Annotated in this window: 22 protein-coding genes; 7 read left to right on the top strand and 15 right to left on the bottom strand. The window is 57.2% G+C overall.

Going from position 1 to position 25914, the window contains the following annotated elements:
- Positions 1–18: 18 nt before the first annotated feature.
- The 4 genes from Electrica_RS06630 to Electrica_RS06615 all read right to left on the bottom strand — a co-directional run bounded on the left by Electrica_RS06630 (position 19) and on the right by Electrica_RS06615 (position 2511).
- A complete protein-coding gene (locus Electrica_RS06630) occupies positions 19–918 on the bottom strand; it encodes a Dyp-type peroxidase (RefSeq protein ID WP_100683234.1) in 900 nt (299 codons plus the stop codon).
- Between the two features lie 94 nt (positions 919–1012).
- Positions 1013–1588: an RpoE-regulated lipoprotein gene (locus Electrica_RS06625; RefSeq protein WP_141964009.1), complete on the bottom strand. Its 576-nt coding sequence runs from the start codon at positions 1586–1588 to the stop codon at positions 1013–1015.
- A gap of 61 nt (positions 1589–1649) precedes the next feature.
- Positions 1650–2099, bottom strand: a complete 450-nt coding sequence (locus tag Electrica_RS06620) for a DUF2919 domain-containing protein (RefSeq protein WP_141964007.1) — start codon at positions 2097–2099, stop codon at positions 1650–1652.
- Positions 2086–2511: a GNAT family acetyltransferase gene (locus tag Electrica_RS06615; RefSeq protein WP_100683238.1), complete on the bottom strand. Its 426-nt coding sequence runs from the start codon at positions 2509–2511 to the stop codon at positions 2086–2088. The genes Electrica_RS06620 and Electrica_RS06615 overlap by 14 nt, the downstream gene beginning before the upstream one ends.
- Before the next feature lie 210 nt (positions 2512–2721).
- Between Electrica_RS06615 and amiA the strand changes: the two genes are divergently transcribed.
- A complete protein-coding gene (gene amiA, locus Electrica_RS06610; RefSeq protein ID WP_100683240.1) occupies positions 2722–3597 on the top strand; it encodes an N-acetylmuramoyl-L-alanine amidase AmiA in 876 nt (291 codons plus the stop codon).
- Entirely contained in the window at positions 3594–4493 is a 900-nt protein-coding gene (hemF, locus tag Electrica_RS06605; RefSeq protein ID WP_141964005.1) for an oxygen-dependent coproporphyrinogen oxidase, read from the top strand. The genes amiA and hemF overlap by 4 nt, the downstream gene beginning before the upstream one ends.
- Before the next feature lie 516 nt (positions 4494–5009).
- Here the strand turns inward: hemF and maeB are convergent.
- Positions 5010–7289, bottom strand: a complete 2280-nt coding sequence (maeB, locus tag Electrica_RS06600) for an NADP-dependent oxaloacetate-decarboxylating malate dehydrogenase (RefSeq protein ID WP_100683243.1) — start codon at positions 7287–7289, stop codon at positions 5010–5012.
- A 288-nt stretch (positions 7290–7577) separates the two neighbouring features.
- Between maeB and tkt the strand changes: the two genes are divergently transcribed.
- Complete coding sequence (tkt, locus tag Electrica_RS06595; RefSeq protein WP_141964003.1) at positions 7578–9572, top strand: transketolase; 1995 nt, start codon at positions 7578–7580, stop codon at positions 9570–9572.
- On the opposite strand, the gene Electrica_RS06590 is transcribed toward tkt, so the two are convergent.
- From Electrica_RS06590 to aegA, 3 genes are all read right to left on the bottom strand, one after another.
- The gene (locus Electrica_RS06590; RefSeq protein ID WP_141964001.1) at positions 9541–10608 is read right to left on the bottom strand and encodes a DUF1176 domain-containing protein; all 1068 of its coding nucleotides are present in this window, start codon (positions 10606–10608) and stop codon (positions 9541–9543) included. The two genes, tkt and Electrica_RS06590, sit on opposite strands and share 32 nt — an antisense overlap.
- Before the next feature lie 66 nt (positions 10609–10674).
- Complete coding sequence (gene nudK / locus Electrica_RS06585) at positions 10675–11271, bottom strand: GDP-mannose pyrophosphatase NudK (RefSeq protein WP_100683247.1); 597 nt, start codon at positions 11269–11271, stop codon at positions 10675–10677.
- Between the two features lie 57 nt (positions 11272–11328).
- Positions 11329–13311 carry a formate-dependent uric acid utilization protein AegA gene (gene aegA / locus Electrica_RS06580; protein ID WP_141963999.1) on the bottom strand — a complete coding sequence of 661 codons (1983 nt, stop codon included), beginning with the start codon at positions 13309–13311 and terminating at the stop codon, positions 11329–11331.
- A gap of 377 nt (positions 13312–13688) precedes the next feature.
- Here aegA and acrD point away from each other — a divergent pair, with 377 nt between their 5' ends.
- Positions 13689–16802, top strand: coding sequence for a multidrug efflux RND transporter permease AcrD (gene acrD / locus Electrica_RS06575; protein ID WP_141963997.1), 3114 nt, complete (start codon positions 13689–13691; stop codon positions 16800–16802).
- Between the two features lie 137 nt (positions 16803–16939).
- Here acrD and ypfM read toward each other — a convergent pair whose 3' ends face one another.
- Positions 16940–16999, bottom strand: coding sequence for a protein YpfM (ypfM, locus tag Electrica_RS06570; RefSeq protein ID WP_100683384.1), 60 nt, complete (start codon positions 16997–16999; stop codon positions 16940–16942).
- 408 nt (positions 17000–17407) lie between these two features.
- On the opposite strand from ypfM, the gene Electrica_RS06565 reads away from it, so the two are divergent.
- The 3 genes from Electrica_RS06565 to Electrica_RS06555 are packed head-to-tail and all read left to right on the top strand — an operon-like array spanning position 17408 to position 19125.
- Positions 17408–17764: an ArsC family reductase gene (locus Electrica_RS06565; protein ID WP_131048798.1), complete on the top strand. Its 357-nt coding sequence runs from the start codon at positions 17408–17410 to the stop codon at positions 17762–17764.
- Positions 17765–17767: 3 nt separating this feature from the next.
- Positions 17768–18895, top strand: coding sequence for a succinyl-diaminopimelate desuccinylase (gene dapE / locus Electrica_RS06560; protein WP_032695538.1), 1128 nt, complete (start codon positions 17768–17770; stop codon positions 18893–18895).
- A 29-nt stretch (positions 18896–18924) separates the two neighbouring features.
- Positions 18925–19125 carry a YpfN family protein gene (locus Electrica_RS06555; protein ID WP_004866145.1) on the top strand — a complete coding sequence of 67 codons (201 nt, stop codon included), beginning with the start codon at positions 18925–18927 and terminating at the stop codon, positions 19123–19125.
- A gap of 90 nt (positions 19126–19215) precedes the next feature.
- On the opposite strand, the gene ypfH is transcribed toward Electrica_RS06555, so the two are convergent.
- The 6 genes from ypfH to dapA form a co-directional block, all read right to left on the bottom strand.
- The gene (gene ypfH / locus Electrica_RS06550) at positions 19216–19914 is read right to left on the bottom strand and encodes an esterase (protein ID WP_100683268.1); all 699 of its coding nucleotides are present in this window, start codon (positions 19912–19914) and stop codon (positions 19216–19218) included.
- 76 nt (positions 19915–19990) lie between these two features.
- Positions 19991–21991: a tRNA(Met) cytidine acetyltransferase TmcA gene (locus Electrica_RS06545; RefSeq protein WP_141963995.1), complete on the bottom strand. Its 2001-nt coding sequence runs from the start codon at positions 21989–21991 to the stop codon at positions 19991–19993.
- Between the two features lie 12 nt (positions 21992–22003).
- Positions 22004–22876 carry a KPN_02809 family neutral zinc metallopeptidase gene (gene ypfJ, locus Electrica_RS06540; protein WP_100683271.1) on the bottom strand — a complete coding sequence of 291 codons (873 nt, stop codon included), beginning with the start codon at positions 22874–22876 and terminating at the stop codon, positions 22004–22006.
- Positions 22877–22997: 121 nt separating this feature from the next.
- Positions 22998–23711, bottom strand: coding sequence for a phosphoribosylaminoimidazolesuccinocarboxamide synthase (gene purC / locus Electrica_RS06535; protein WP_100683273.1), 714 nt, complete (start codon positions 23709–23711; stop codon positions 22998–23000).
- A gap of 229 nt (positions 23712–23940) precedes the next feature.
- A complete protein-coding gene (gene bamC / locus Electrica_RS06530) occupies positions 23941–24975 on the bottom strand; it encodes an outer membrane protein assembly factor BamC (RefSeq protein ID WP_141963993.1) in 1035 nt (344 codons plus the stop codon).
- Between the two features lie 16 nt (positions 24976–24991).
- Positions 24992–25870 (bottom strand): 4-hydroxy-tetrahydrodipicolinate synthase, encoded by an 879-nt coding sequence (gene dapA, locus Electrica_RS06525; RefSeq protein ID WP_100683277.1) that lies wholly within the window; start codon positions 25868–25870, stop codon positions 24992–24994.
- Positions 25871–25914 lie beyond the last annotated feature (44 nt).

Genomic DNA, 25914 nt, shown 5'->3' with positions numbered 1-25914 from the left:
TCAGGGTGAGGGGAAAGGTTACAACGCCTGAATACGATCCAGCGACGGAGCGAAGTAGTAGCCGCCGGTCACCGGTTTGGTAAAGCGCAGCATGGCGTCGCGTTTACCATCGGTATCGCCAAACATGCTCAGCAGCTGCTGTTCAATGTTGTGGATACGCGCGCAGTAAGCGCAGAAATAGAGGCCGTGTGTGCCGCTGGCGGTACCGTAAGGCAGGCTCTGACGTACAATCTTCAGCCCTTTGCCGTCTTCTTTTAAGTCGACGCGGCTCAGGTGCGAGGTTGCCGGGCGGTCGTCGCCATCAATCTCTTCGTTGGCTTCTTTGGTGCGGCCAATCATCATTTCCTGATCCGGCACGCTCATGCGATTCAACTGCCTGAGGTTATGCTCCCAGCGCTGAACGAACACATAGCTGCCGCCGGCATCCACGCCATCTTTGATAATCGCCACGTCACGACGAGTCTCAAGACCGGCCGGGTTTTCCGTGCCGTCGACGAAACCGCTCAGGTCGCGCTCGTCAATCCAGCGGAAACCGTGAACCTCTTCTTGCACTTCAATCACATCGCCAAAGGCCGCCACGGCAGCCTGGGCAACGGAGAAATTCACCTCATGACGCGCGGAGAGGATATGAATCAGGACATCGTACTGGGTGGATGGCGCCAGACCCTTGCCGTATACCGGGAAATCTTTAAGCTCTTCGGCACCGACACCGCCGCTCAGCTGGCGCCAGACGTTATTGCCAAAAGCCACCACGGCGCCCAGCTGCGCATCCGGAAATTGCGTTTGAAAGGTCGCTAATTTATCAATAAAGACTTTGCTGGCTTCGCGCAGGGCGTTGACGTCCCCTTTGACATTGGCTTCAATCCAAATCGCCGCACGGCAATGTTCCGGCAAAATGCCGCTCTGAACCTGAGACATCGCTCCTCCTGAAATGATACAACCACAACACTGTGGCACTTTTATCGCGCTATTGTACCCGTTTTTTCCCTGTGCCGTGTCCCTTCAGATCAAATTAGCCGCGCCAGATAATTTTGCTGATTTTCCAGTTTTTCAGCGTGTCGTCGGAAGGCATCAGCTCTTCCGGACCATTCCAGTGGCCGGTAAAGGCGTAGCTGATATGCTGACTGCCGTCCGCCTTGCACTCCACCACGGTGCCATTATCGCTTGCGCCTTTCTGACAATGGCCAAAGGCTTTGCTGTACAGCTCGCTAAACGGAGTGCCAACCTGAACGCCGCGCTCCGTTTTAATCTCGCTATCCCGCACTTCGATACGGTTGATGGTTCCCCCGTCGCCGTTAATGGTCATCGCGACTTTGTCATCTTTCAGCGCCTCAAAGTAGCGCACGATATTACCGTTGGCCGCTTTCATGCCGCTGCGCAGGCGATAACTCCCGCCAAGCGCATCGCTGATGGCCTGTTCATTGAGCGGCGTTGCCGCCGTCAGTTTACCCACGCCCTGCTCGGTCACTTCCATTGAGGAACCAAACCAGTTCCACGGATAGGCTGCTGACCAGTTAACCGCACTCATCGTGGAGCAGCCGGTTAATGCCAGCGGTAGCGCGCAGAGAAGTAAACGTAGCGATTTCATGACACGATCCTTTCTTGTTTATTTGACGCCTGTTGGAGTGCAGGATCGGCAAAAAGTGCCGTTAAACCCGATCTTCCTGAAAACAGGCTTTGAGCCGACGGCTGGCTAACAGCCACCAGAAGGCATAGAGATCGGCGACCAGCAGGCCGATAGTCAGCATCGATGGCGACTCGCCGCTCAGCCATAGCAGCGGTTGCCAGAGCAGCAGCAGCGTCTGAGAAAGCACCAGCAGCCAGCGCATTAGCGGCCAGAGACGGGGAAAACGCTGCCGCTGCCCGCTGACGATAAACGCCGCTACCGCCGGAATACCCGGCAATAACCCCAGCCAGAAATTATTGTGATCGGGATAGAACAGGTTCAGTAACACATCGCCCTGTTGACGGGAGGCCCCCGCCATAATGAACAGCACCCAGGTCCGCGCCTGCAGCAGCAGGACGCACCAGAACAGAAACGGCAGCCTGAGCCGACCGTGGGCATCAAAATCAGAGGGGATAAACTCAGTATTCTTCATCTTCAATCAAACGTTTACCCAGACTCAGGACATCGGCATATTCGTAACCAAGTCGTTCATACATCCCCTGCACCACCTCATTATCATCGCGAACCATGATGTTAATTTTCGGGCAGCCGCGAGCAATGAGTTTTTTTTCCAGCCGGTTCAGCAGCGCATTGGCGATACCGCGACCGCGGTATTCCGGATGCACGCCCAGGTAGTAGGCGGAACCGCGATGACCGTCATAGCCGCCCATCACCGTGCCAACCACCTCGCCATTCACTTCCGCGACCAGAAACAGGCTGACATCGTGGTTAACCTTACGCTCAATGTCCATTTCCGGGTCATTCCACGGGCGCAGAAGCTCGCAGCGCTCCCACAGCGTAATCACTTCTTCGAAATCTTGCTGGCGAAAAACGCGTATCTCCATGGTATTCCCCATTTTTCAGGCTTAAAAACAGCGATTATGGCGCGATTTCAGCGGATAGCCAATATCAGGCGAAATGAAGTGGAAAAAATGGCATAATACGCACTGTCATGTATTGAAATGAAAAGTAAAACAATTCTTATTTTGAATGGTCGTAACGAGAAACGCGATACGATATAACACCAGGTACCACTTGTTTGCAATTCAGGCCGAATGAGCACTTTTAAACCCTTAAAAATACTTGCTTCGCGCCGCCAGGTGCTGAAAGCAGGACTGGCTGCCATGACCCTTTCCGGGGTTTCATCGCAGGTCATCGCAAAAGAACAACCGCTGACGACGTCCAATGGCCACAGTAAACCGGCGGCGAAAAAGGCGGGCGCAAAACGTATCGTTATGCTCGACCCGGGTCATGGCGGTATTGATACCGGCGCTATCGGTCACAACGGTTCCAAAGAGAAACACGTCGTACTGGCGATTGCTAAAAACGTCCGCAGCATCCTGCGCAGCAACGGCATCGATGCGCGCCTGACGCGTTCCGGCGATACCTTTATCCCGCTGTACGACCGCGTGGAAATTGCCCACCAGCACGGCGCCGATCTCTTTATGTCGATTCACGCCGACGGCTTTACCAATCCCAGCGCCGCTGGCGCGTCGGTATTTGCCCTCTCCAACCGCGGCGCGAGTAGCGCCATGGCGAAATACCTCTCCGACCGCGAAAACCGCGCCGATGAGGTCGCCGGTAAAAAAGCGACGGCGAAGGACCATCTTTTGCAGCAGGTGCTGTTTGACCTGGTGCAGACCGATACCATTAAAAACAGCCTGACGCTGGGCTCGCATGTCCTGAAAAATATTAAGCCGGTGCATAAGCTGCATAGCCGTAACACTGAACAGGCCGCCTTCGTGGTATTGAAGTCGCCGTCAATCCCGTCCGTACTGGTTGAGACCTCATTTATCACCAACCCGGGCGAAGAAAAACTGTTAGGCACCACCGCGTTCCGGCAAAAGATCGCCAGCGCGATCGCTTCCGGCATTATCAGCTACTTCCACTGGTTCGATAACCAGAAGGCCCACTCAAAGAGACGTAAATGAAGCCCGACGCGCAGCAGGTAAAACGCTATCTCCTCCAGCTCCAGGAGACCATTTGCCAGACACTGAGCGCCGTTGACGGCGCGGAATTTGTCGAAGACAGCTGGCAGCGCGAAGGCGGTGGCGGCGGTCGCAGCCGGGTTCTGCGCAATGGCGGCGTGTTTGAGCAGGCGGGCGTGAACTTCTCCCACGTTCACGGCGACGCCATGCCGGCTTCGGCAACGGCGCATCGCCCGGAACTGGCCGGCCGTAGCTTTGAGGCGATGGGCGTTTCTCTGGTGGTGCATCCGTGGAATCCCTATGTGCCGACCAGCCATGCCAACGTGCGTTTTTTCATTGCTGAAAAACCCGGCGCAGAGCCGGTGTGGTGGTTCGGTGGCGGGTTTGACCTGACGCCGTTCTACGGCTTTGAGGAGGATGCGATTCACTGGCATCGCACGGCTCGCGATCTGTGCCAGCCCTTCGGCGAAGAGGTGTACCCGCGCTATAAAAAATGGTGCGATGACTACTTTCACCTTAAACATCGCCACGAGCAGCGCGGAATTGGCGGCCTGTTTTTTGACGATTTGAATACCCCGGATTTTGACCACGCCTTCGCCTTTATGCAGGCGGTGGGTAACGGCTATACGGATGCCTTTCTGCCGATAGTTGAGCGGCGCAAAGCCATGCCATATGGCGAGCGCGAGCGGAATTTTCAGCTCTATCGCCGCGGCCGCTACGTGGAGTTCAATCTGGTGTGGGATCGCGGAACGCTGTTTGGCCTGCAGACCGGCGGGCGCACGGAGTCGATTCTGATGTCGATGCCGCCGCTGGTGCGCTGGGAGTATGACTACCAGCCGGAAGAAGGCAGCCCGGAGGCTGCCCTGAGTGAGTTTATCCAGGTCCGCGAGTGGATTTAAGCCGGGCGGCGCTTCCGCTTGCCCGGCCTACGTTATCCCGCAGAGCGGGCTTGCCCGACTCACGTTATCCTGCTGCTGGCTCACGCAATCCTGCTGCCGGCCCGCACGATCCTGTAGGTCGGGTTAGCGTAGCGCCACCCGACAAATCTCCTACAGCGGCTGAGTCTGCGCCTCGACCACCGCCAGGTTTAATGCCGGGCGGCGCTTTCGCTTGCCCGGCCTACGTTATCCCGCAGAGCGGGCTTGCCCGGCTCACGTTATCCTGCTGCCCGGCCCGCACTATCCTGCTGCTGGCACGCACTATCCTGTAGGTCGGGTTAGCGTAGCGCCACCCGACAAATCTCCTACAGCGGCTGAGTCTGCGCCTCAACCACCGCCAGGTTTAATGCCGGGCGGCGCTTTCGCTTGCCCGGGTCACGTTATCCCGCAAAACGGGCTTGCCCGGCTCACGTTATCCTGCTGCAGGCCCGCACGATCCTGTAGGTCGGGTTAGCGCAGCGCCACCCGACAAATCTCCTACAGCGGCTGAGTCTGCGCCTCAACCACTGCCAGCGCGACCATATTGACGATGCGGCGCACGGAAGCGATCGGCGTCAGAATATGTACCGGCTTCGCCACTCCCATCAGCACCGGTCCGACGGTCACCCCTTCCGAACTGGAGACGCGCAGCAGGTTATAGCTAATGCGCGCGGCCTCCATATTCGGCATCACCAGAATGTTGGCCGAGCCTTTCAGCGGGCTGTCCGGCATTCGCTCATGGCGAATACTTTCTACCAGCGCCGCATCGCCGTGCATTTCACCATCGATCATCAGATCCGGCGCCAGCGCTTTTACGCGCTCCAGCGCTTCGCGCATTTTACTGGCTGACGGGCAGTCAGAAGAGCCGAAGTTGGAGTGCGACAGCAGCGCCACGCGCGGCTCAATACCAAAACGACGCACGCTTTCCGCCGCCATCAGCGTGATTTCCGCCAGCTGCTCCGGCGTTGGATCGTTATTGACGTAGGTATCGGCGATAAAGGTGTTGCCGCTTGGCAGCAGCAGCGCATTCATAGCCCCTGCGGTACTAACGCCGTCACGGTAGCCGAACAGCGGTTGAATGACCCCATAATGCTCATGGTAGTCGCCGATGGTACCGCAGATCATGGCATCCGCCTCGCCACGGTGCACCATGATTGCGCCAATGACCGTCGTATTGGCAATCACCGCTCTCTGCGCCTGTTCCTGAGTCACGCCCCGGCGTTTCATGAGCTGGTAATACTCGCCCCAGTACTCTTTAAAGCGCGGATCGGATTCATTATTGACGATCTCAAAATCCACACCGGCTTTGATCTGCAGCCCCAGCTTCTGGAGGCGCATTTCAATCACGCTCGGACGGCCGATCAGAATCGGTTTTGCCAGCCCCAGCGACACCAGCTCCTGGGTTGCGTGCAGAACGCGCGTCTCTTCGCCTTCCGCCAGCACCACGCGCTTAGGTTCTTTGCGCGCCTGCGAGAAAATCGGCTTCATGAACAGGTTGGTTTTGTAGACAAACTCACTGAGCTTCTCAATATAGGCGTCAAAGTCGGCAATCGGACGCGTGGCTACGCCGGAGTCCATCGCTGCTTTGGCGACCGCCGGGGCGATCTTGACGATCAGCCGCGGATCGAACGGTTTCGGAATGATATATTCCGCGCCAAAGCTCAGATCCTGATCGCCGTAGGCAGAGGCGACCACTTCGCTCTGCTCGGCATGCGCCAGTTCAGCTATCGCGTGGACCGCAGCCAGCTTCATCTCTTCGTTAATCGCCGTAGCGCCAACGTCCAGCGCCCCGCGGAAAATGAACGGGAAGCACAGCACGTTGTTGACCTGGTTCGGGTAGTCAGAGCGCCCGGTGCAGATGATGGCATCTTCGCGGACCTGCTTCGCCAGCGGCGGCAGAATCTCCGGTTCCGGGTTAGCCAGCGCGAGGATCAGCGGCGCGCGGGCCATTTTTTTCACCATCTCCGGCGTCAGCACTTTCGGGCCTGAACAGCCGAGGAAAATATCCGCCCCGTCAATCACATCGTCCAGCGTGCGTTTGCCGTCATCTTCTACCGCGTAGGCTGCCTTGGTCTCTGCCATATGGGGCTCACGGTCTTTATAGATAACGCCTTTGGAGTCGCAGACCACGATATTGTGTTTCTGCATCCCCAGCGCCACCAGCAAATTCATACAGGCAATCGCCGCCGCGCCCGCGCCGGATACCACCATCCGAACGTCGGAAAGATTTTTCTCCACCACTCGCAGGCCGTTAATAATCGCCGCGGTGCTGATAATGGCCGTGCCGTGCTGATCGTCATGGAACACCGGAATGTTCATGCGCTCGCGCAGCTTTTGCTCGATGTAGAAACACTCTGGCGCTTTGATGTCTTCGAGGTTGATGCCGCCGAAGGTGGGCTCCAGCGCCGCCACAACATTGATAAATTTATCCGGGTCCAGCTCATCGACTTCGATATCGAACACATCAATCCCGGCGAATTTTTTAAACAAAACGCCCTTGCCTTCCATCACCGGCTTACCGGCTAGCGCACCGATATTGCCCAGCCCCAGCACCGCGGTACCGTTGGAGACAACGGCTACCAGGTTGCCACGGGCGGTATATTTGTAGGCGGCCAGCGGATCTTTCTCAATTTCCAGACAAGGTGCCGCCACGCCTGGCGAGTAGGCCAGCGCCAGATCGCGCTGGGTGGCCAGAGGCTTGGTAGGGACAACCTGAATTTTCCCGGGGACGGGAAACTCATGGAAATCGAGGGCGCTTTGTTTCAACTGCTCATCCATTTTATTGTTCCTTTCACGTATCGGTCGTAGGGGGTGTGCGTAATGACTATCCTGGTGCCCACCCTAAGGTGGCGCATAGTATCTCGCCTGACGGCTTTTCAAACTTTGAACACCGCCAAACTCTCGCCATCGCAATGGTATATTTGTTATCGATTTATAATATTTATGTAACCTGATTGCGAAAGCAACAAAAGTCCCGTCTGCTATGCTTTTTAGTTATCCACCCCATCAACGCCTCGACCGACAAGCAACAAAAACTCATGCAACATCTTGTTTCAGGAGTCCATTATGTCCCGAAGAGAACTTGCCAACGCCATTCGCGCCCTGAGCATGGACGCCGTACAGAAAGCCAACTCCGGCCACCCCGGCGCCCCAATGGGGATGGCGGATATCGCCGAAGTCCTGTGGAATGATTTTCTTAAACACAATCCCGTGAATCCGCACTGGTACGACCGTGACCGCTTTGTACTCTCTAACGGTCATGCGTCGATGCTGCTGTATAGCCTGCTGCATCTGACCGGCTACGATCTGCCGCTGGCCGAATTGAAAAACTTTCGCCAGCTCCATTCGAAAACGCCCGGCCACCCGGAGCACGGCTATACTCCCGGCGTCGAGACTACCACCGGCCCGCTTGGTCAGGGGCTGGCTAACGCCGTCGGCATGGCGATTGCCGAACGCACCCTGGCGGCGCAGTTTAACCGTCCCGGCCATGACATTGTCGATCACTATACCTGGGTGTTTATGGGCGATGGCTGTCTGATGGAGGGGATTTCCCACGAAGCCAGCTCGCTGGCGGGGACGCTGGGGCTCGGCAAGCTGATCGGTTTCTACGACCATAACGGCATCTCAATCGATGGTAAAACCGACGGCTGGTTCACCGACGATACCGCCGCGCGCTTTCGGGCCTATCACTGGCACGTGATTGGCGATATTGACGGCCACGACCCGCAGGCAGTGAAACAGGCGATTCTCGAGGCGCAAAGCGTCACGGATAAACCTTCGCTGATCATCTGCCGCACCGTGATCGGCTTTGGTTCACCGAATAAAGCCGGTTCGGAAGAGTCCCACGGCGCAGCGCTGGGGGAAAAAGAGGTCGCCTTGACCCGCGAGAAGCTAGGCTGGAAATATCCGCCGTTCGAGATCCCCAAAGAGATTTATCAGCAATGGGACGCCCGGCCGCGCGGCGAGCAGGCAGAACAGAGGTGGAATCAGCGGTTCGCCGCTTATCAGCAGCAGTATCCTGACCTGGCGGCGGAACTGAAACGCAGAATGGACGGCGCGCTGCCGGAGAACTGGGGCGATGCGGCGCACGATTACATCGCGCAACTGCAGGCCGAACCGGCGAAAATTGCCAGCCGTAAAGCGTCGCAAAATGCCCTGAACGCCTATGGCCCGCTTCTGCCGGAGCTGCTGGGCGGATCGGCGGATCTGGCGCCGAGCAACCTCACCATCTGGTCCGGTTCAACATCCATTAAAGAGGACGTCGCGGGCAACTATATTCATTATGGCGTGCGCGAGTTCGGCATGACGGCGATCGGCAACGGCATTGCCCTGCACGGCGGTTTTATCCCCTATACGTCCACCTTCCTGATGTTTGTCGAATATGCGCGTAACGCGGCGCGCATGGCGGCGCTGATGAAGGCCAGACAGATAATGGTCTATACCCATGACTCGATTGGGCTAGGGGAAGATGGCCCCACTCATCAGGCGGTCGAACAGCTGGCCAGCCTGCGGCTGACGCCGAACTTCAGTACCTGGCGCCCCTGCGATCAGGTCGAAACGGCGGTCGCGTGGCAGGCGGCGATTGAACGACAAACCGGTCCCACCGCGCTGATTCTGTCGCGGCAAAATCTGGCGCAAATGGCGCGGACGCCGCAACAGGTGCAGGACATTGCCCGCGGCGGCTACGTGCTGAAAGATGCGGGGGGTAAACCGGATTTAATCCTGATAGCCACCGGTTCCGAAGTGGAGATAACCGTGCTGGCGGCGGAAAAACTGCTCGCCAAAGGGGTTAACGTGCGGGTTGTCTCTCTGCCCTCAACCGATGTTTTCGATGCGCAAGATGAGGCATATCGGGAGTCGGTTCTTCCGGCTAACGTCAGCGCCAGAATTGCCGTTGAGGCCGGTATCGCCGACTACTGGTATAAATATGTCGGGCTGAAGGGCGCCATCGTGGGCATGAGAAGCTACGGTGAATCGGCGCCAGCGGATAAACTCTTCCCGTTCTTTGGCTTCACCGCCGAGCATATCGTCAGTCTTGCGGATGAAATATGTAACGGGTAACCCATAGCGTGGGCCAGGCATCTGGCCCCTGCCAGTTATCGCACTGCGGCTGCTGCGCATAGCGAACCAGGCTAAACCGCTGGCCATCATAGCGCCAGCGGGTCTGAACCCCGCAATCGCCGGGGCCGCGCCCTTTATCCAGCGTCACCAGCTCATGACGTCGCTCATCAATACTGGCATTAATCAGTTCAATATCACGCTCCGCATTGCCCGGCGGCTGGAAGGGCAGCGTCAGACGGACCGGACGGGCCACATACGGCTGCTGGCGCGACACCAGCCAGGCCAGCCAGATGGTGTTGTACGCCCCGGCTTCGCAGCTGACCATCAGTAATACCTTCTCATCCGTCAACGCGGTAAGGCGAATCTCGCGGCGGAGAGGGTCCAGCGAACAGGCGCTGTTGTTCATCCGCTCGTTGCCGTAATCCATCAGGTCATTAAGCTCCTCCCGACTGAGCGGCGATGGCGAAAAGTCGACCTTGCCAACCGCCCGCAGCGCAGGTGCCGGCGGCACGCTAAGCGGCGGCCCTTCGCCCTTCCCCACCCAGGCGGTTTCGCTGCCGACACGCTTTTGATGGCTATCGATAAACAGCAACGCGGCCTTCAGCCCTTGCAGAGAAACACTTTGCAGACCGTTAACCAGGGTTATCGCCCGCCCTTCCTGCACCTGCTGGAGAAAAGCATCGATCGTCACGCTATCCCCGGTGTTGATCAGCTTATCCGCAACCTGCCAGTGTTTATCGGTCAACGCCAGCGGTTTACCGTCAAGCAGAAGACGAGGCGCAATCGGCGCCAGAGCGGCAACCGGATTACCGATACCGCCCAGCTCAATGCGCAGGCTGGCATCGGTAACGGCGCCGGCGCTGCGGCTGAGGGTCATCACCAGCCCATGATGCAGACCAACGTTGCGGGCGACGCAGAAATTCTGATTATTGCAGGTGACCAGCCAGTCACCGAATAGCTGTTGCACCGGCGCCGCCCACGCTCGCGACGTCGGTAGCAAACCGCAAAACAGAAAAAAAAGAACCCGATAAAGCATGCGCGGCACAACCCCAGAGAAGAACGCTCAGAACAGCGGTCATCTTCACCAGCGGCAGCACGTTACTCAATCAGATTTATCAGATAACCCCGCCATCAGTCCCGATGTTTGCAGGTATTGCAGCAGGATCACCGCCTTTCCATCGCGTATCTCGCCGTTGGCAACCATCTGCAACGCCTGGTTGAAAGGCAGCTCCAGCACATCGATATCTTCATCTTCAACGCCGCCGCCGCGCGTTTTACGCTGCGCATCGCTGTACTCGGCGATAAAGAAGTGAACAATTTCGGTCACCCCGCCGGGAGACATATACAGCTCGAACAGCTTATGCGCATCGCCCACTTCGTATCCGGTCTCTTCGATGGCCTCTTTGCGGATACAGGCTTCGGGCTCGTCGTTATCCAACAACCCGGCGCAGGTTTCAATCAGCATTCCGTCCTCGTTACCGTTGACCCAGGTGGCGACACGAAACTGACGGACCAACACGACGGTTTGCTTACGGCGGTTATACAACAGCACCGTAGCGCCGTTGCCGCGATCGTACACCTCGCGCTTATGACGGACCACGCTGCCGTCGCTACGCGTCAGCTCGTAGGTCATATTGCGCAGAATAAAGTAGTTTTCAGAGAGGAGTTTATCTTTGATAACGTTGATGTTGAGTGACATACGGCCCCGCAGCGTGGAATGACGCTGTCATACTACGCTGCGCAGCCGGGTTTGTCGTTAGTGAAGCAGCGCCGATTTTACGCCGAGATAATCCATAATCCCCTGCGCCGCATGACGACCTTCGGCCATCGCCGTCACCACCAGATCGGCGCCGCGCACGGCATCTCCGCCGGCAAAAATTTTGTCGTGCGTGGTCTGATAGCGGTAGCGGCTCTCGACGCTGGCCTTAATCCGCCCCCGGCTATCGAGCTGTACGCCGACGGACTCCAGCCACGGCATCCCGTGGGGATGGAATCCAAAAGCCATGATCACCGCATCGGCCGGCATCACGAACTCGCTGCCCGGCAGCGGCGATGGGCTGCGACGCCCCTGCGCATCCGGTTCGCCCAGTTGGGTGCGCAGAAACCGTACGCCGTTAACCCGGCCGTCGCTATCCCGCTCCAGCGTCACCGGCTGAACGTTAAATTCGAACTCCGCCCCCTCTTCACGCGCGTTTTTCACCTCTTTTTTCGACCCCGGCATATTGGCCTCATCGCGACGATAGGCGCAGGTCACCTTTTTCGCCCCGTGACGTAGCGCGGTGCGCACGCAATCCATCGCCGTATCGCCGCCCCCCAGCACCACGACATTCAGTCCGCGGGTATTGATGTATGGCTCTTCCGGTTTCTCGCTCAGCCCCATAACCTGCTTAGTATTGGCAATCAGGAACGGCAGCGCGTCATAAACGCCCGGGGCCTCTTCATTCGGCAGCCCCGCTTTCATCGAACGATAGGTTCCGGCGCCGATAAATACCGCGTCGTACCCGGCCAGCAAGGTGGTTAACGCCACGTCCTTGCCCACTTCACACTCCAGTTCAAAGCGGATACCCATTTCAGTAAAAATCTCCCGGCGCCGGGCCAGCAGCGACTTTTCCAGCTTGAAGGCCGGAATGCCGAAAGTCAGCAACCCGCCAATTTCCGGATGACGGTCAAAGACCACCGGCTGCACGCCGTTTCGGATCAACCGGTCAGCGCAGGCCAGCCCCGCAGGCCCGGCGCCGATAATGGCGACTTTTTTTCCGCTGTCGACAACCCGGGAGAGATCCGGCCGCCAGCCTTGCGCCAGCGCCTGGTCGGAGATATAGCGCTCGATGTTGCCGATGGTCACCGCGCCATGTTCATCACGCAGCGTACAGGCCCCTTCACACAGGCGATCCTGCGGGCAAACGCGGCCGGTTATCTCCGGCAGGCAGTTGGTCTGATGGGACAGCGCCACGGCGGCGTCGATATCCCCCGCTTGTACCCGTTCAATCCACTGGGGAATATGGTTATGCAGCGGACAGGTCCATTCGCAGATACTGTGTTCACCGCACTGCAGGCAGCGCGCCGAAGCCTGCTGCGCCTGTCCGGCGTTAAAGGGCTGAACTATCTCGGCAAAATCCCTCTTACGGACCGCTGCGGCCCGTTTATCCGCCTCGTTGCGCGATGGCGTTGCCGCCATCTGGCTGACTTTGGTGACAGCTTCCGCTAATGGCATATCGACTGGATGCGCATGCCACGGCTGCGCATCCAGCCGCGCCGTACTCAGGCGCCGCTGTCTGGCCATCGCGGAAAGGGTCGCTTCCGTCGCCAGCTGCAGCGCCTGCGCCGGACAGTGTTGCACGCAGGATGGCCCGCCTTCACGGCCGCTGCACAGATCGCATTTATGCGCGCTGGCTTTCACTTTCCCCGACTCCGCCGGTAACAGCACGATCGTCATGACACCAAACGGACAGGCCACCATGCAGGATTTACAGCCGATGCACTTTTCCTCGTCAACCTGCACGCTGTCATTTATCTGGTGAATGGCATCATTCGGGCAACTACGGGCGCAGGGGGCGCTTTCACAATGGCGACATGTTATTGCGTTACGTTTTTGCTCGTGCTTCATCACGGTTATGCGCGGTAAGAAGCGCTGCGGGGTCAGGACGTGCTGTTCGCCGTTGTGCGCCATCACGCAGGCCACTTCGCAGGCTTTGCAGCCGATGCATTTGCGACTATCGCTGATAATAAAGTGGTTCATGGTATCCTTCGGTCTTCGGTTAATAACCCCTCGATTCGCATGACTATTTATTACCCGACAAAATGGGGCAGGAACAATGTTCATTTGCCCGGAATATTATTTTTCTCGCGATAACCCGTTTTGGATCAAATTCTTTGACTTAAATGAAATTGCGTTTTATTTAACGAAGCAAGCAGAAAAAAGTCTGACCATGACAAGCAGACTCGGGGTATGTTGGGGTTTTGCGCAGAGAGTCGGAAAGTTATTTACAGTGTCGCTAAAGCCACACGATAAATTACACTATCTCCTTAATTTCTCCACGTTTGTCGGTGGAGTTGCCTATAGAGTGTCACAGACTGTGCGGTAATAAAAATGTACACAATGAGGTCTCAATTCTGATGGCGAATTTTTTTATCGATCGCCCCATTTTCGCGTGGGTTCTGGCGATCCTGCTCTGTCTGACCGGCACGCTCGCAATCTTGTCACTTCCCGTTGAGCAGTATCCCGATCTTGCGCCACCTAACGTGCGTATTACCGCCAATTATCCGGGGGCCTCCGCGCAAACGCTGGAAAACACCGTCACCCAGGTTATCGAACAAAACATGACCGGCCTCGATAACCTGATGTATATGTCTTCCCAGAGCAGCTCTTCGGGTCAGGCGTCGATTACGCTGACCTTTACCGCCGGAACGGACCCCAACGAAGCCATGCAGCAGGTACAAAACCAGCTGCAATCGGCAATGAAAAAACTGCCCCAGGATGTGCAAAATCAGGGGGTGACGGTACGTAAAACCGGTGATACCAACATTCTGACTATCGCGTTCGTCTCGACTGACGGCAGCATGGATAAGCAGGATATCGCCGACTATGTGGCCAGTAATGTTCAGGAGCCGCTCAGCCGCGTTAACGGAGTTGGCGACATTACGGCCTACGGCTCGCAATACTCAATGCGCATCTGGCTGGATCCAGCCAAACTCACCAGCGTACAGATGACGGCAAAAGATGTCACCGACGCCATCAAATCGCAGAACGCACAGATTGCGGTCGGCCAGCTTGGCGGGACGCCGTCGGTTAATAATCAGTCGCTCAATGCCACCATTAACGCCCAGTCGCTGCTGCAAACGCCGCAGCAGTTCCGCGATATTACGCTGCGGGTTAATCCGGACGGTTCGCTGGTGACGCTCGGCGATGTGGCGAAAGTCGAGCTGGGCGCGGAAAGCTACGATTACCTCAGCCGCTACAACCGCAACCCGGCCTCCGGCCTGGGCGTGCAACTGGCCTCCGGGGCAAACGAAATGCAGACCGCGGAGCTGGTGCTCAATCGTCTGAATGAGCTGTCGCAGTATTTTCCGCACGGCCTTGAATATAAAATTGCCTACGAAACCACCTCCTTCGTCAAGGCCTCTATCCATGACGTGGTGAAAACGTTGCTGGAAGCTATCGCGCTGGTTTTCCTGGTGATGTACCTGTTCCTGCAAAATATCCGCGCAACGCTCATCCCAACTATTGCCGTACCGGTGGTTCTGATGGGGACCTTCGCCATCCTGTTTGCCTGCGGCTACAGTATCAACACCCTGACGATGTTCGCGATGGTGCTGGCGATAGGCCTGCTGGTGGATGACGCTATCGTGGTGGTCGAGAACGTTGAGCGCATCATGAGCGAAGAGGGTCTTTCGCCGCGTGAAGCGACACGAAAATCCATGGGCCAGATTCAGGGGGCGCTGGTCGGGATCGCCATGGTGCTGTCGGCGGTCTTTATCCCGATGGCCTTCTTCGGCGGCACAACCGGCGCCATTTATCGCCAGTTTTCTATTACCATCGTCTCGGCGATGGTGCTGTCGGTACTCGTGGCCATGATCCTCACCCCGGCACTGTGCGCCACCTTGCTAAAACCGATGAAGAAGGGCGAGGAGCACGGGAAAAAAGGCTTCTTTGGCTGGTTTAACCGTATGTTCAACCGTAACGCCAGCCGCTACGAAACCGCGGTGGGCAAAATTCTTCACCGTTCGCTGCGCTGGATAGCGATCTACGCGCTGCTGTTGGGCGGAATGGTCTTTATGTTCTTACGCCTCCCGACTTCGTTTCTGCCTCAGGAAGACCGCGGCATGTTTCTGACCTCCGTGCAATTGCCGAGCGGCGCAACGCAACAGCAGACCTTAAAAGTCGTGCAAAAAGTTGAGGACTATTTCTTTAGCCACGAACAGGCCAACGTTGCTTCGATTTTCGCTACCGTAGGTTCTGGTCCGGGAGGCAACGGTCAGAACGTCGCGCGCATGTTTATCCGCCTGAAAGACTGGGATGAACGCGATGCGAAAACCGGCACCTCATTTGCGATCATTGAACGCGCGACAAAAGCCTTTAACAACATTAACGAGGCGCGCGTCTTCGCCACTAACCCACCGGCAATCAGCGGGCTGGGCAGTTCCGCCGGTTTTGATATGGAGCTTGAAGACCACGCCGGCAACGGGCACGCGGCACTCATGGCAGCCCGCGACACGCTGCTCGATCTGGCGGCGAAAGATGAGCGGCTGACCCGGGTACGCCATAATGGCCTTGACGACAGCCCGCAACTGCAGATCGATATCGATCAGCGAAAAGCCCAGGCGCTGGGCGTTGCCATTGATGATATCAACAACACCTTGCAGACCGCCTGGGGCTCAAGCTACGTAAACGATTTTATGGACCGCGGTCGGGTAAAGAAAGTCTACGTGCAGTCCGCCGCCCCTTACCGCATGCTGCCTGACGATATTAATCAGTGGTACGTGCGCAATAGCAGCGGCACGATGGTGCCCTTCTCGGCATTTGCCACCTCGCGCTGGCAAACCGGTTCCCCGCGCCTGGAACGCTATAACGGCTACTCGGCGGTGGAAATCATCGGTGAAGCGGCTCCGGGCATCAGTACCGGTACCGCGATGGCTATCATGGAAGATCTGACCAGACAGTTGCCCAACGGCTTTGGGCTCGACTGGACGGCCATGTCCTACCAGGAACGGCTGTCCGGCGCGCAGGCCCCGGCGCTGTACGCCATTTCGCTGCTGGTGGTGTTCTTGTGTCTGGCAGCGCTGTACGAGAGCTGGTCTATCCCCTTCTCGGTCATGCTGGTGGTGCCGCTGGGCGTTATCGGCGCCCTGCTGGCTACCTGGATGCGCGGCCTTGAAAACGACGTGTACTTCCAGGTTGGTCTGCTGACGGTCATCGGCCTGTCGGCGAAAAACGCCATTTTGATCGTTGAGTTTGCGAATGAGCTCAACGAGAAAGGGGAAGATTTACTCGCCGCCACGCTGTCGGCCTGTCGCCAGCGTCTGCGTCCGATCCTGATGACGTCGCTGGCCTTTATTTTTGGGGTCCTGCCGATGGCGACCAGCACCGGCGCCGGTTCTGGTAGTCAGCATGCCGTCGGCACCGGGGTGATGGGCGGGATGATTTCCGCCACCATTCTGGCTATTTTCTTCGTTCCGCTATTCTTCGTACTAGTACGTCGACGCTTTCCGCAAAAAGAGCGCCCGCAATAACCCGGCCGGGCCCTGAGCGCCCCGTTGCTTGCCCGCGAAATAACAAAAAGGCGACCGTAATAGTCGCCTTTTTTATCTGCTTACAGCAGTCGGGCTATTATTTTAGCCGTTCTGTTGCTCTGCTCACATTGAGGATTTTATCTACGCAGCATACCTTCAATAAAATCTTTCCAGTTCCCTAGTTCATGTTCAATCATAATAGCCTCTCTTATTATTATGGGTAATTTTATGCAAATCGGTTTGGGAAAGGAAGCACGTTAAGGTTATCGCTGCGATTGCTGATAACCTCGTCTACGCTACCATCTCTCGGATTTGCTGCTACTATGAGCCTGAGAATGTTAATTTAATGTGATGCATAGCAACATTTCGCAATATCAAGCCTGTTTTCAGAAAAATTCTACTACCGATATCCTGTTCCTTTACCCCCCGCCAGCAGGTGATTTACCGGTTATCGTTAGCCGTCTGGTTAATATTCGCGCAATGCCTATATCGAGGGTAAAAAGGGATATTTATTCACGCGATTGACGTATTATTTTATACCGCCCTGTGTATTCGGAAATTTCTGAGTTAAGCGCTTAAATCAACGAAAAAGAAAAGGTTTCATTATGCTGACGATGTACGGAATCAAAAACTGCGACACCATTAAAAAGGCCCGCCGCTGGCTGGAGGCGAATCAGATTGCCTATCAATTCCATGATTATCGTGCCGATGGCCTGGATCGCGAGTTGTTAAACACCTTTATCGCCGAACTGGGCTGGGAAGCCCTGCTCAACACCCGCGGCACAACCTGGCGCAAACTGGATGAAACCGTGCGTGCCGGTATCAATAACGCCGATGCTGCCGCCGGGTTGATGCTGGAAATGCCGGCAATTATCAAACGCCCATTGCTCTGTGCGCCCGGGCAGCCTATGCTGCTGGGTTTCAGTGAACTCACTTATAAGAAGCTTGTTAACGAGGTATAGTCTATGTCTTGCCCGGTCATTGAGCTGGCTCAGCAGCTTATTCGCCGCCCTTCCCTCAGCCCCGATGATGCGGGATGTCAGGCGTTAATGATTGAACGCCTGCGTGCGATTGGTTTTACCGTCGAACCGATGGATTTCGGCGATACCCAAAACTTCTGGGCCTGGCGCGGACGCGGTGAAACGCTGGCCTTTGCCGGCCATACCGATGTTGTTCCGGCCGGCGATGCCGACCGTTGGATTAACCCGCCCTTCGAACCTACTATTCGCGACGGCATGCTGTTCGGCCGCGGCGCGGCAGATATGAAAGGCTCGCTGGCAGCCATGGTGGTTGCCGCCGAGCGCTTTGTCGCCCAGTATCCGAACCATAAAGGTCGTCTGGCCTTTTTGATCACCTCTGATGAAGAGGCCAGCGCGCACAACGGCACGGTGAAAGTCGTCGAAGCGCTAATGGCCCGTAACGAACGTCTGGACTACTGTCTGGTCGGCGAGCCGTCAAGCACCGAAGTCGTCGGCGACGTGGTCAAAAACGGTCGTCGTGGCTCACTCACCTGCAACCTGACCATTCACGGCGTGCAGGGCCATGTCGCTTACCCGCATCTCGCCGATAACCCGGTGCACCGCGCGGCCCCTATGCTGACGGAGCTGGTGGGGATCGAGTGGGATAAAGGCAATGAATTTTTCCCTCCCACCAGCATGCAGATAGCCAACGTACAGGCGGGTACCGGGAGCAATAACGTGATCCCCGGCGACATGTATGTTCAGTTCAACTTCCGCTTTAGCACCGAACTGACCGACGAAATGATCAAAGCCCGCGTCGTCGAGCTGCTGGATAAATATCAGCTGCGCTATACCCTGGACTGGTGGTTGTCTGGCCAGCCGTTTCTCACCAGCCGTGGCAAACTGGTCGAAGCGGTGGTGAATGCCATTGAGCACTATAATGAGATCAAACCCCAGCTGCTGACCAACGGCGGCACCTCTGACGGCCGCTTTATCGCCCGCATGGGTGCGCAGGTGGTCGAGCTGGGTCCGGTGAATGCGACAATTCACAAAATCAATGAATGTGTTAACGCCGCCGATCTGCAGCTGCTGGCGCGGATGTATCAACGCATCATGGAACAACTGGTCGCCTGACGACCTCGACCTGAAAAGAGGAAGCGCACATGGAATGGCTAATCAACCACTGGTGGATTCTGGTGCTGGTATTTTTGGTGGGCGTCATGATTAACGTGATTAAGGATCTTAATCGCGTTGACCACAAAAAGTTTCTCGCCAATAAGCCGGAGCTGCCGCCCCATCGCGATTGTAACGATAAGTGGGACGATGACGACGACTGGCCGAAGCACGACCAGCCGAAGAAGTAAGACCCCAGTCAATCCCACACCTCCGGGAGTCCCCCGGATAGCGGCGTGATACGCCTTATCCGGGGAGTAGGTTCACGAGATAATATTCGATTAGAGCAATTCGATAATATCGTCGTCTTTCGGCGTACTGCCGCTTAACGCCTCGTCAAAATAGTGCTTCGGCACGGTATAGCGCAGACGTTCAAGGGCAAACTGTATGCTGCTATCGTCAATCGCATGCCCCAGATCCTCGACGATATCCAGCGTCACATCGCCGCCAGCCTGCTGGAGCGCCTCCTGGGCCGAAACCGCCCACGCTAGATCGATAACGCGATCTTCGCCGCCGTGGATCAGATGGATGGTCGTGGCGGTGGTCGCCGACTGCGGAAGCGTCGCATACCGTCCATTAAAGGCGATAACCCGCGATGCCAGTCCCGGCTCGGCTTTGATGCTCTCCAGAGACATAATCGCCCCCTGCGAGAAACCAATCAGCGCCGTCGCCCGCGGGCCGACGCCGCTCTGTTTTTGCCAGTAGCGAACGGTCTCAATAAAAGTCGGCATAATGGCATCAATCCGCGACTGACGATTTTCTTCCGTCACCCCCTGAACCGAGAACCACTGGCGGCCCGGCGGCGGGCCGCAAGGCTCGGCGCCACCGATGCTGACGATCAGCGCATCCGGGAACTGCGGCGCAAACAGACTGCCGATTTGCCCCATTGCAACCGGGTTATCGCCGACGCCATGAAACAGCAACAGCAGCTGTTGGGCAGGTGTCGCAGGGCTTTGCACAATAAAATGGTCGTGTTTCATGGCTGTCTCCTTAGTTTACGTGGGCAGTTTACGCCGCGCGCGGAATATGACCATGACATTTAACTGAATGAGTTAGTTAAAAAAATTGCAGTTGCCCGACCTGCTGGCGCAGCCTCTGCGCCCGCGATGCATCCAGGTCCAGCAGCGCCAGTCCCGCTTCTTCGCGCAGCCTGACCAACAGCGCTTTGCGTCCGGACAGACCCAGCCCGGTACAAATCTCCGCTTCATCCTGGCGCTGCAGACGGGCGCGAAGTGCCGGAAGCGGCAGCCCGGTGTGTAACAGTAGCCGATTCAGGCTGCCAACCACCGCCGGCAGCGGGCGATGGGCAAACGCGAAGCCCGCCACATCCAGCCAGTCGTCTTCCGTAAGCATAGCTGCTGGCGCCTCCGGCCGCGGAAATAACGCTTCCCGCCACTCCCGCAGCCAGAACTCATCGCGCGCCAGGCGCTGCGACTCCCGCAGCACCAGTTCGTGCCCCGCAGAGCTTAACGGATAAAGCGCCATCGCCGTGTAGCACCCGCTGCTTGCCTCGCGATGGGTCCCTAAACGTACCAGCGTAAAACCGCAGCGCTGCCAGAAGCGCCCTAACTCCGGCGTATAGCCAAAGCTGACCGAAAGATAATCGAGGCCGTCGCTTTGCGCGACCGCCCGGGCGACCAGAGCCTGACCAAGCCCCTCGCGCTGGCGGGCCGGGTGCACGGCGATACGGGTGACTCGCTGCGCCAGTAGCGTGGGCGCCAGCGGGCTTCCGCCGTGGGCGGCCAGCGACTGCGCCACCAGATTGCCGCGCGGGCGGCGAAAGCCGGCCCATACCGCCCGGCTCAGGGCGGGATCAAGCCCCCCCTCGTCCACCCGCCATAGCGCCCCGGCCACGCCGTTTTCCGTGCGGGCGCAGGTAAAATGCTGACCCGGCGCATCCATCATCCGCCGCAAATCCAGCGGCGATGTGCGGTAATGCGCGCCGGAGAGCAGTTGATACATAGCCTCGGCGAGCCCGGCATGTTGCCGCCAGCTGTCCTGCTCCACCGCCGCAAACGCGACCTCTCCCGATGGAGTATGGGCAAAAGCTTCGTCGCCAAACAGCAGCAATTCGCTGACCAGCGCTTCCAGCGGGCACCCCGGAGCCCAGCGAACGGGCGTGACCAGATTAAACTGGCGCAAGTGGGGAAAGCTGGCGCAAAATTTGAGCAAAAAGCCGCGCCCGGTGCCTTCATAGCCCTGTACGGTCGTGGTCAGTAAGGTGCGAGGAAAACGGGCGACCAGCTGGCGAAGCAGCGGCGCGGGAATGGCTGCCGCTTCATCGACGACCAGCCATGATGCCTGAGCATTGCTGGCCAGCAATGCATCCGGCGCCATAAAGCGAAAAGCGTCTCCAGCGAACGTCGCCATCACCTCGGTTGCGCCGCGCGCCGGGGCAGTGACGATGGCATCGCCCGCCAGCTGACGAATCAACATTCCCGCCAGCGCGGATTTTCCCCGTCCGCGCTCGGCGGTGACCACGGCAATGCCTGCAGGGAGCGTGCTCAGACTGGCCAGAATAGCGGCCTGTCCGGCCTGAGGATGGCCGTCAGCCGGATGCCAGTGCGGTCGCGGCACGTCGTCCGGTAGCGTCAGCGGTTCATTCTGACGCCAGACGATCGCCTCACGGTTCGCGCAGACCCGCTGACAAAAACGGTGGACAAAATGGGGCGTCGGAATGGGCTCAGGCGCGTCGCTCCAGCGCAGAGAATCCGCATCTGGCCGCGTCGGCCAACAGGTGAAAGGCGGCGTCAGCAGGATAAGCCAGCTTCCCGCTTTCAACGTCCCGCTCAGCGCAGCAAAGGCCGCCGCGTCGAAGCCGCCGCGGGCATCAAAGAAGGCGTGGTGGTATTCACGCCCAAGCAGAGATTTGAGGGCCTCCGGCGAGATACAGGGTTCTTCCATGAGCTGCGGACCCACCCACAAACCATCGCCGGCCAGCCGTTTACGCAACAGTAGCGCCTGCTGCAGGCACCACGCATCGTCGCCGCTGAGCACCAGCAGGCGACGAATCCCCTCTTGCGCCATCTGCGCCGTCAGGCTAAGCAGTTTATCCATGGGCGAACGCGATCAGAGCGCGCGGCCAAAGGTGTTGCACTGCGCCGGATCGCCGCTGTCGAAACCGCGCTTGAACCAGGTGTAGCGCTGTTCAGAGGTGCCATGCGTGAAGCTGTCCGGAACCACGCGTCCCTGACTCCGCTGCTGCAGGCGATCGTCGCCGATGGCTTCTGCGGCATTGAGGGCTTCCTGCAGGTCGCCGGTCTCCAGCACATCCTGTTTCTGCATGTTATGGCCCCAGACCCCGGCAAAACAGTCGGCCTGCAGCTCCATTTTCACCGACAGGCGGTTCACTTCCGTCGGCGACGCATTCTGTTGCAACTGGCGTACTTTCGATTCGATCCCCAGCAGCTTTTGCACGTGGTGGCCGACTTCATGGGCGATAACATAGCCCTGAGCAAAATCGCCATCCGCCCCGAGCTTATTCTTCATTTCGTCATAGAAAGAGAGGTCAATATAGACAGTGCTGTCCGCCGGGCAGTAGAACGGTCCCATGACCGATTGCCCGGTTCCACAGCCGGTCCGCGTAGCGCCGCGATAAAGCACCAGCTTCGGCTGCGGATATTGACGCCCCATCTTTTCAAAAATGGGTCCCCAGGTATCTTCGGTTGTCGCCAGAATAACCGAGGTAAACTTGGCGGCTTCATTGTCTTTCGGGCTGACCGAACGCTGGGTCGTCGTTTGCTGCTGGCCGATCGGTTCTCCCGTCAGCATGCCGGTCAAATCCACGCCGTAATAGCCCGCAACCAGCACGATAATCAGCAGGACGATCCCGCCCTTGCCGCTGGGAAGACGGAAACCACCGCCACCGCCGCCCAGAGGCGAGCCGGAATCATTACGTCGATCTTCTACATTGTCGCTTTCGCGACGTCCTTGCCAGCGCATAGGCACCTCAATCCATCAAGTTCTCGAATATGAGAGATCGTAGGCGCTTAAGAGGAGAATTACCACAGGAAACAACAACAAGAGCGCCAGAAGACGGGATCGTCCTCTGGCGAAGGGAGAGTTAGTCCAGCTTAACACCCAGGCGATGGGCGACTTCTTCATAGGCTTCAATCAGGCCACCCAAGCTCTGACGGAAACGGTCTTTGTCCATTTTGTCGAGGGTATTTTTATCCCACAGACGGCTGCCATCTGGCGAGAACTCATCGCCCAGCACCACTTCGCCCTTGAACAGACCAAACTCCAGCTTGAAGTCGACCAGGATCAGGCCAGCGTCATCAAACAGTTTTTTCAATACGTCGTTGGCTTTGAAAGTCAGTTCCTGCATGCGCGCCAGGTTTTTTTTGCTTACCCAGCCAAAAGTCTCACAGTAAGACTCGTTGACCATCGGATCGTGCATCGCATCATTTTTCAGGAACAGGTCAAACAGCGGCGGATTGAGTTCAATGCCTTCTTCAATACCCAGACGTTTAACCAGAGAACCGGCGGCGCGGTTACGGACCACACACTCCACCGGAACCATCTCCAGCTTTTTCACCAGACATTCGGTATCGGAGAGCAGCGCTTCCATCTGAGTCGGGATGCCAGCTTCTTGCAGTTTGCTCATAATGAAATGGTTAAATTTGTTGTTCACCATGCCTTTACGATCGAACTGCTCAATGCGTGCGCCATCCCCTGCTGAAGTATCGTTACGGAATTCGAGGACCAGCAGATCCGGATTCTCCGTGCTGTAAACGGTTTTCGCTTTACCACGATACAACTCAGCTTGCTTTTTCATCTTTCACCACTCCAGTGATATTAAGTCAAAAAATACGTTTCCGCCCGTACACGAAATCATTCAAAGCGCATCGCGGCGGCGGCTAAGCGAATCCTCAGGAGCTTACATAAGTAAGTGACTGGGATGAACGAAGGCAGCCAACAAAGAGACAATTTGAAGGATGATGTGTATACGCACACGTTTGCGTCACTATACATTAAAAAGGGCCGGATTGCTCCAGCCCTGTTTATTACTTACTGAATGCGGCCTGGAATACGGCTACCAGGGCGTCATTCTGCGACTGCGTCAACGTATGACCTTTCGGGTCGATGAACTGCAGACTGCTGCGGTTATCGAGGTCGCCGACCTGCAGTTTGTAATCACCTGAAACCAGCTGCGGATCGCTGGCGCCCAGCGCCTGCCAGCTGCTGTCAGACAGCGGCTTGTAGGTCAGCGCCATGCTGCCTTGCGAGCGGGTGCTATCCGTTACCTTCATGCCCACTTTTTCCAGTGCGCCCGGCAGACGTTGCCACACCAGGTTGAACGGTGCGCGAACAACCAGCATGGGCAGACCCGTATCGTCGGCAGCGCTCTGCACATCGAAGGTCGCGCCGGCATTTTTCTGCGCCGCGTTCTGCGCGCTGGTGGCGTTCATATCCAGACCTTCGGAAATGACGTTCAGCATCGACGTACTATAGCGTTGCAGAGAAGCCGGATCGGATACCGGTTTCCCGGCCTGCTCAAGGTTCACCAGCTTCACAATAACCGCCTGCTGATAACCCTGCGGTTTCACTGAGATTTGATAGCGACCCCGATACTGCTGGTCTTCATCGAGGCGATTCCACTCAACCCAGTCGGTATTCAGCGTCTGGCTGGCATCGTCGCGTTTGGTGATGACATAGTTCTTAGACTGTACGATGCTGGCGACCTGCGCCCACAGCGAACCGCTACGACCATTCTCGACCATCAGCGTGGCGGTATCACCGTTAAACTGAGTACGAGCGCCGCTCACCAGTGCCAGAGGCTGAGCCGGGGGACGGATGTCCAGAGCTTTGCCCACTGCGCCTGCGCTGGTCGCAACCGGAATATTAAAATCCCCAACCTGAACCGGCAGAATCATGCCCGCAGGCGCGTGCAGTTCACTGAGCGGCGTAGCTTGCAGATAAGTCTCATCGCCTCCCACCTGACGTTTGTAGCGTGAGTCGGAACTACAGGCCGCGAGAAGCAGGACCAGTGAAACACCCGCAACCTTCGTCAGGCGCGACTTCTGTACTGAGTAAGCCATCAAATCTCCCTAAACTTTACAGCAAACCGGCATGCTTCAGCGCTGCGGTAACGGCCTGAGTACCCTGTTCGGTAATCGGCGTCATCGGCAGACGCAGCGTATCGGTTGCCACAAGACCCAACGCCTTACATGCCCATTTCACGGGGATCGGGTTGGGTTCGACAAATAATTTTGTATGCAATGGCATCAGACGTTGGTTAATTGCGCGAGCTTGCGCAAATTGGCCTTCCGCAGCCAGTCGGCACATATCCGCCATTTCGCGAGCCGCCACGTTCGCCGTTACGGAAATCACGCCCTGACCACCGAGCTGCATAAAGTCCATTCCGGTGGCATCATCGCCGCTCAACAGAATAAAGTCATCTGAAACCAGCTCTTTGATCTGATGAACACGACTTAAGTTCCCCGTCGCTTCCTTAATACCAATAATATTTTTTACTTCCGCCAGGCGACCGACGGTTTCCGGCAGCATGTCGCAACCGGTACGGGACGGCACATTATACAGAATTTGCGGCAGGTCGGTGTGTTCGGCGATGGCTTTAAAGTGTTGGAACAGCCCTTCCTGGGTCGGACGATTGTAATAAGGAGTGACCGTCAGGCAGCCGACAACGCCGCTGTTGTTAAAACGTTTGGTCAGGCTAATCGCCTCTGCGGTTGCATTTGCACCAGTACCAGCGATGACCGGGATACGCCCGTCAGCCAGTTCAAGCGTCATCATCACGACAGCGCCATGTTCTTCATGGCTTAAGGTCGCAGATTCTCCGGTAGTCCCTACCGAAACGATCGCCGAGGTTCCGCTGGCGACATGGTAATCAATCAGTTTTTTCAGGCTTGACCGGCAGACATTACCGTTTTCATCCATCGGCGTGACAAGCGCTACAATACTTCCCGTGAACATGGGCCATCCTCAGAGCTGAAGTGCGACAAGATTCTCAATGTTAC

The sequence above is a fragment of the Klebsiella electrica genome, assembly GCF_006711645.1.
Lineage (GTDB): Bacteria > Pseudomonadota > Gammaproteobacteria > Enterobacterales > Enterobacteriaceae > Klebsiella > Klebsiella electrica.
The sequence above is the reverse complement of the archived record's forward strand: the minus strand, read 5'-3'. Positions and strand labels throughout refer to the sequence as shown.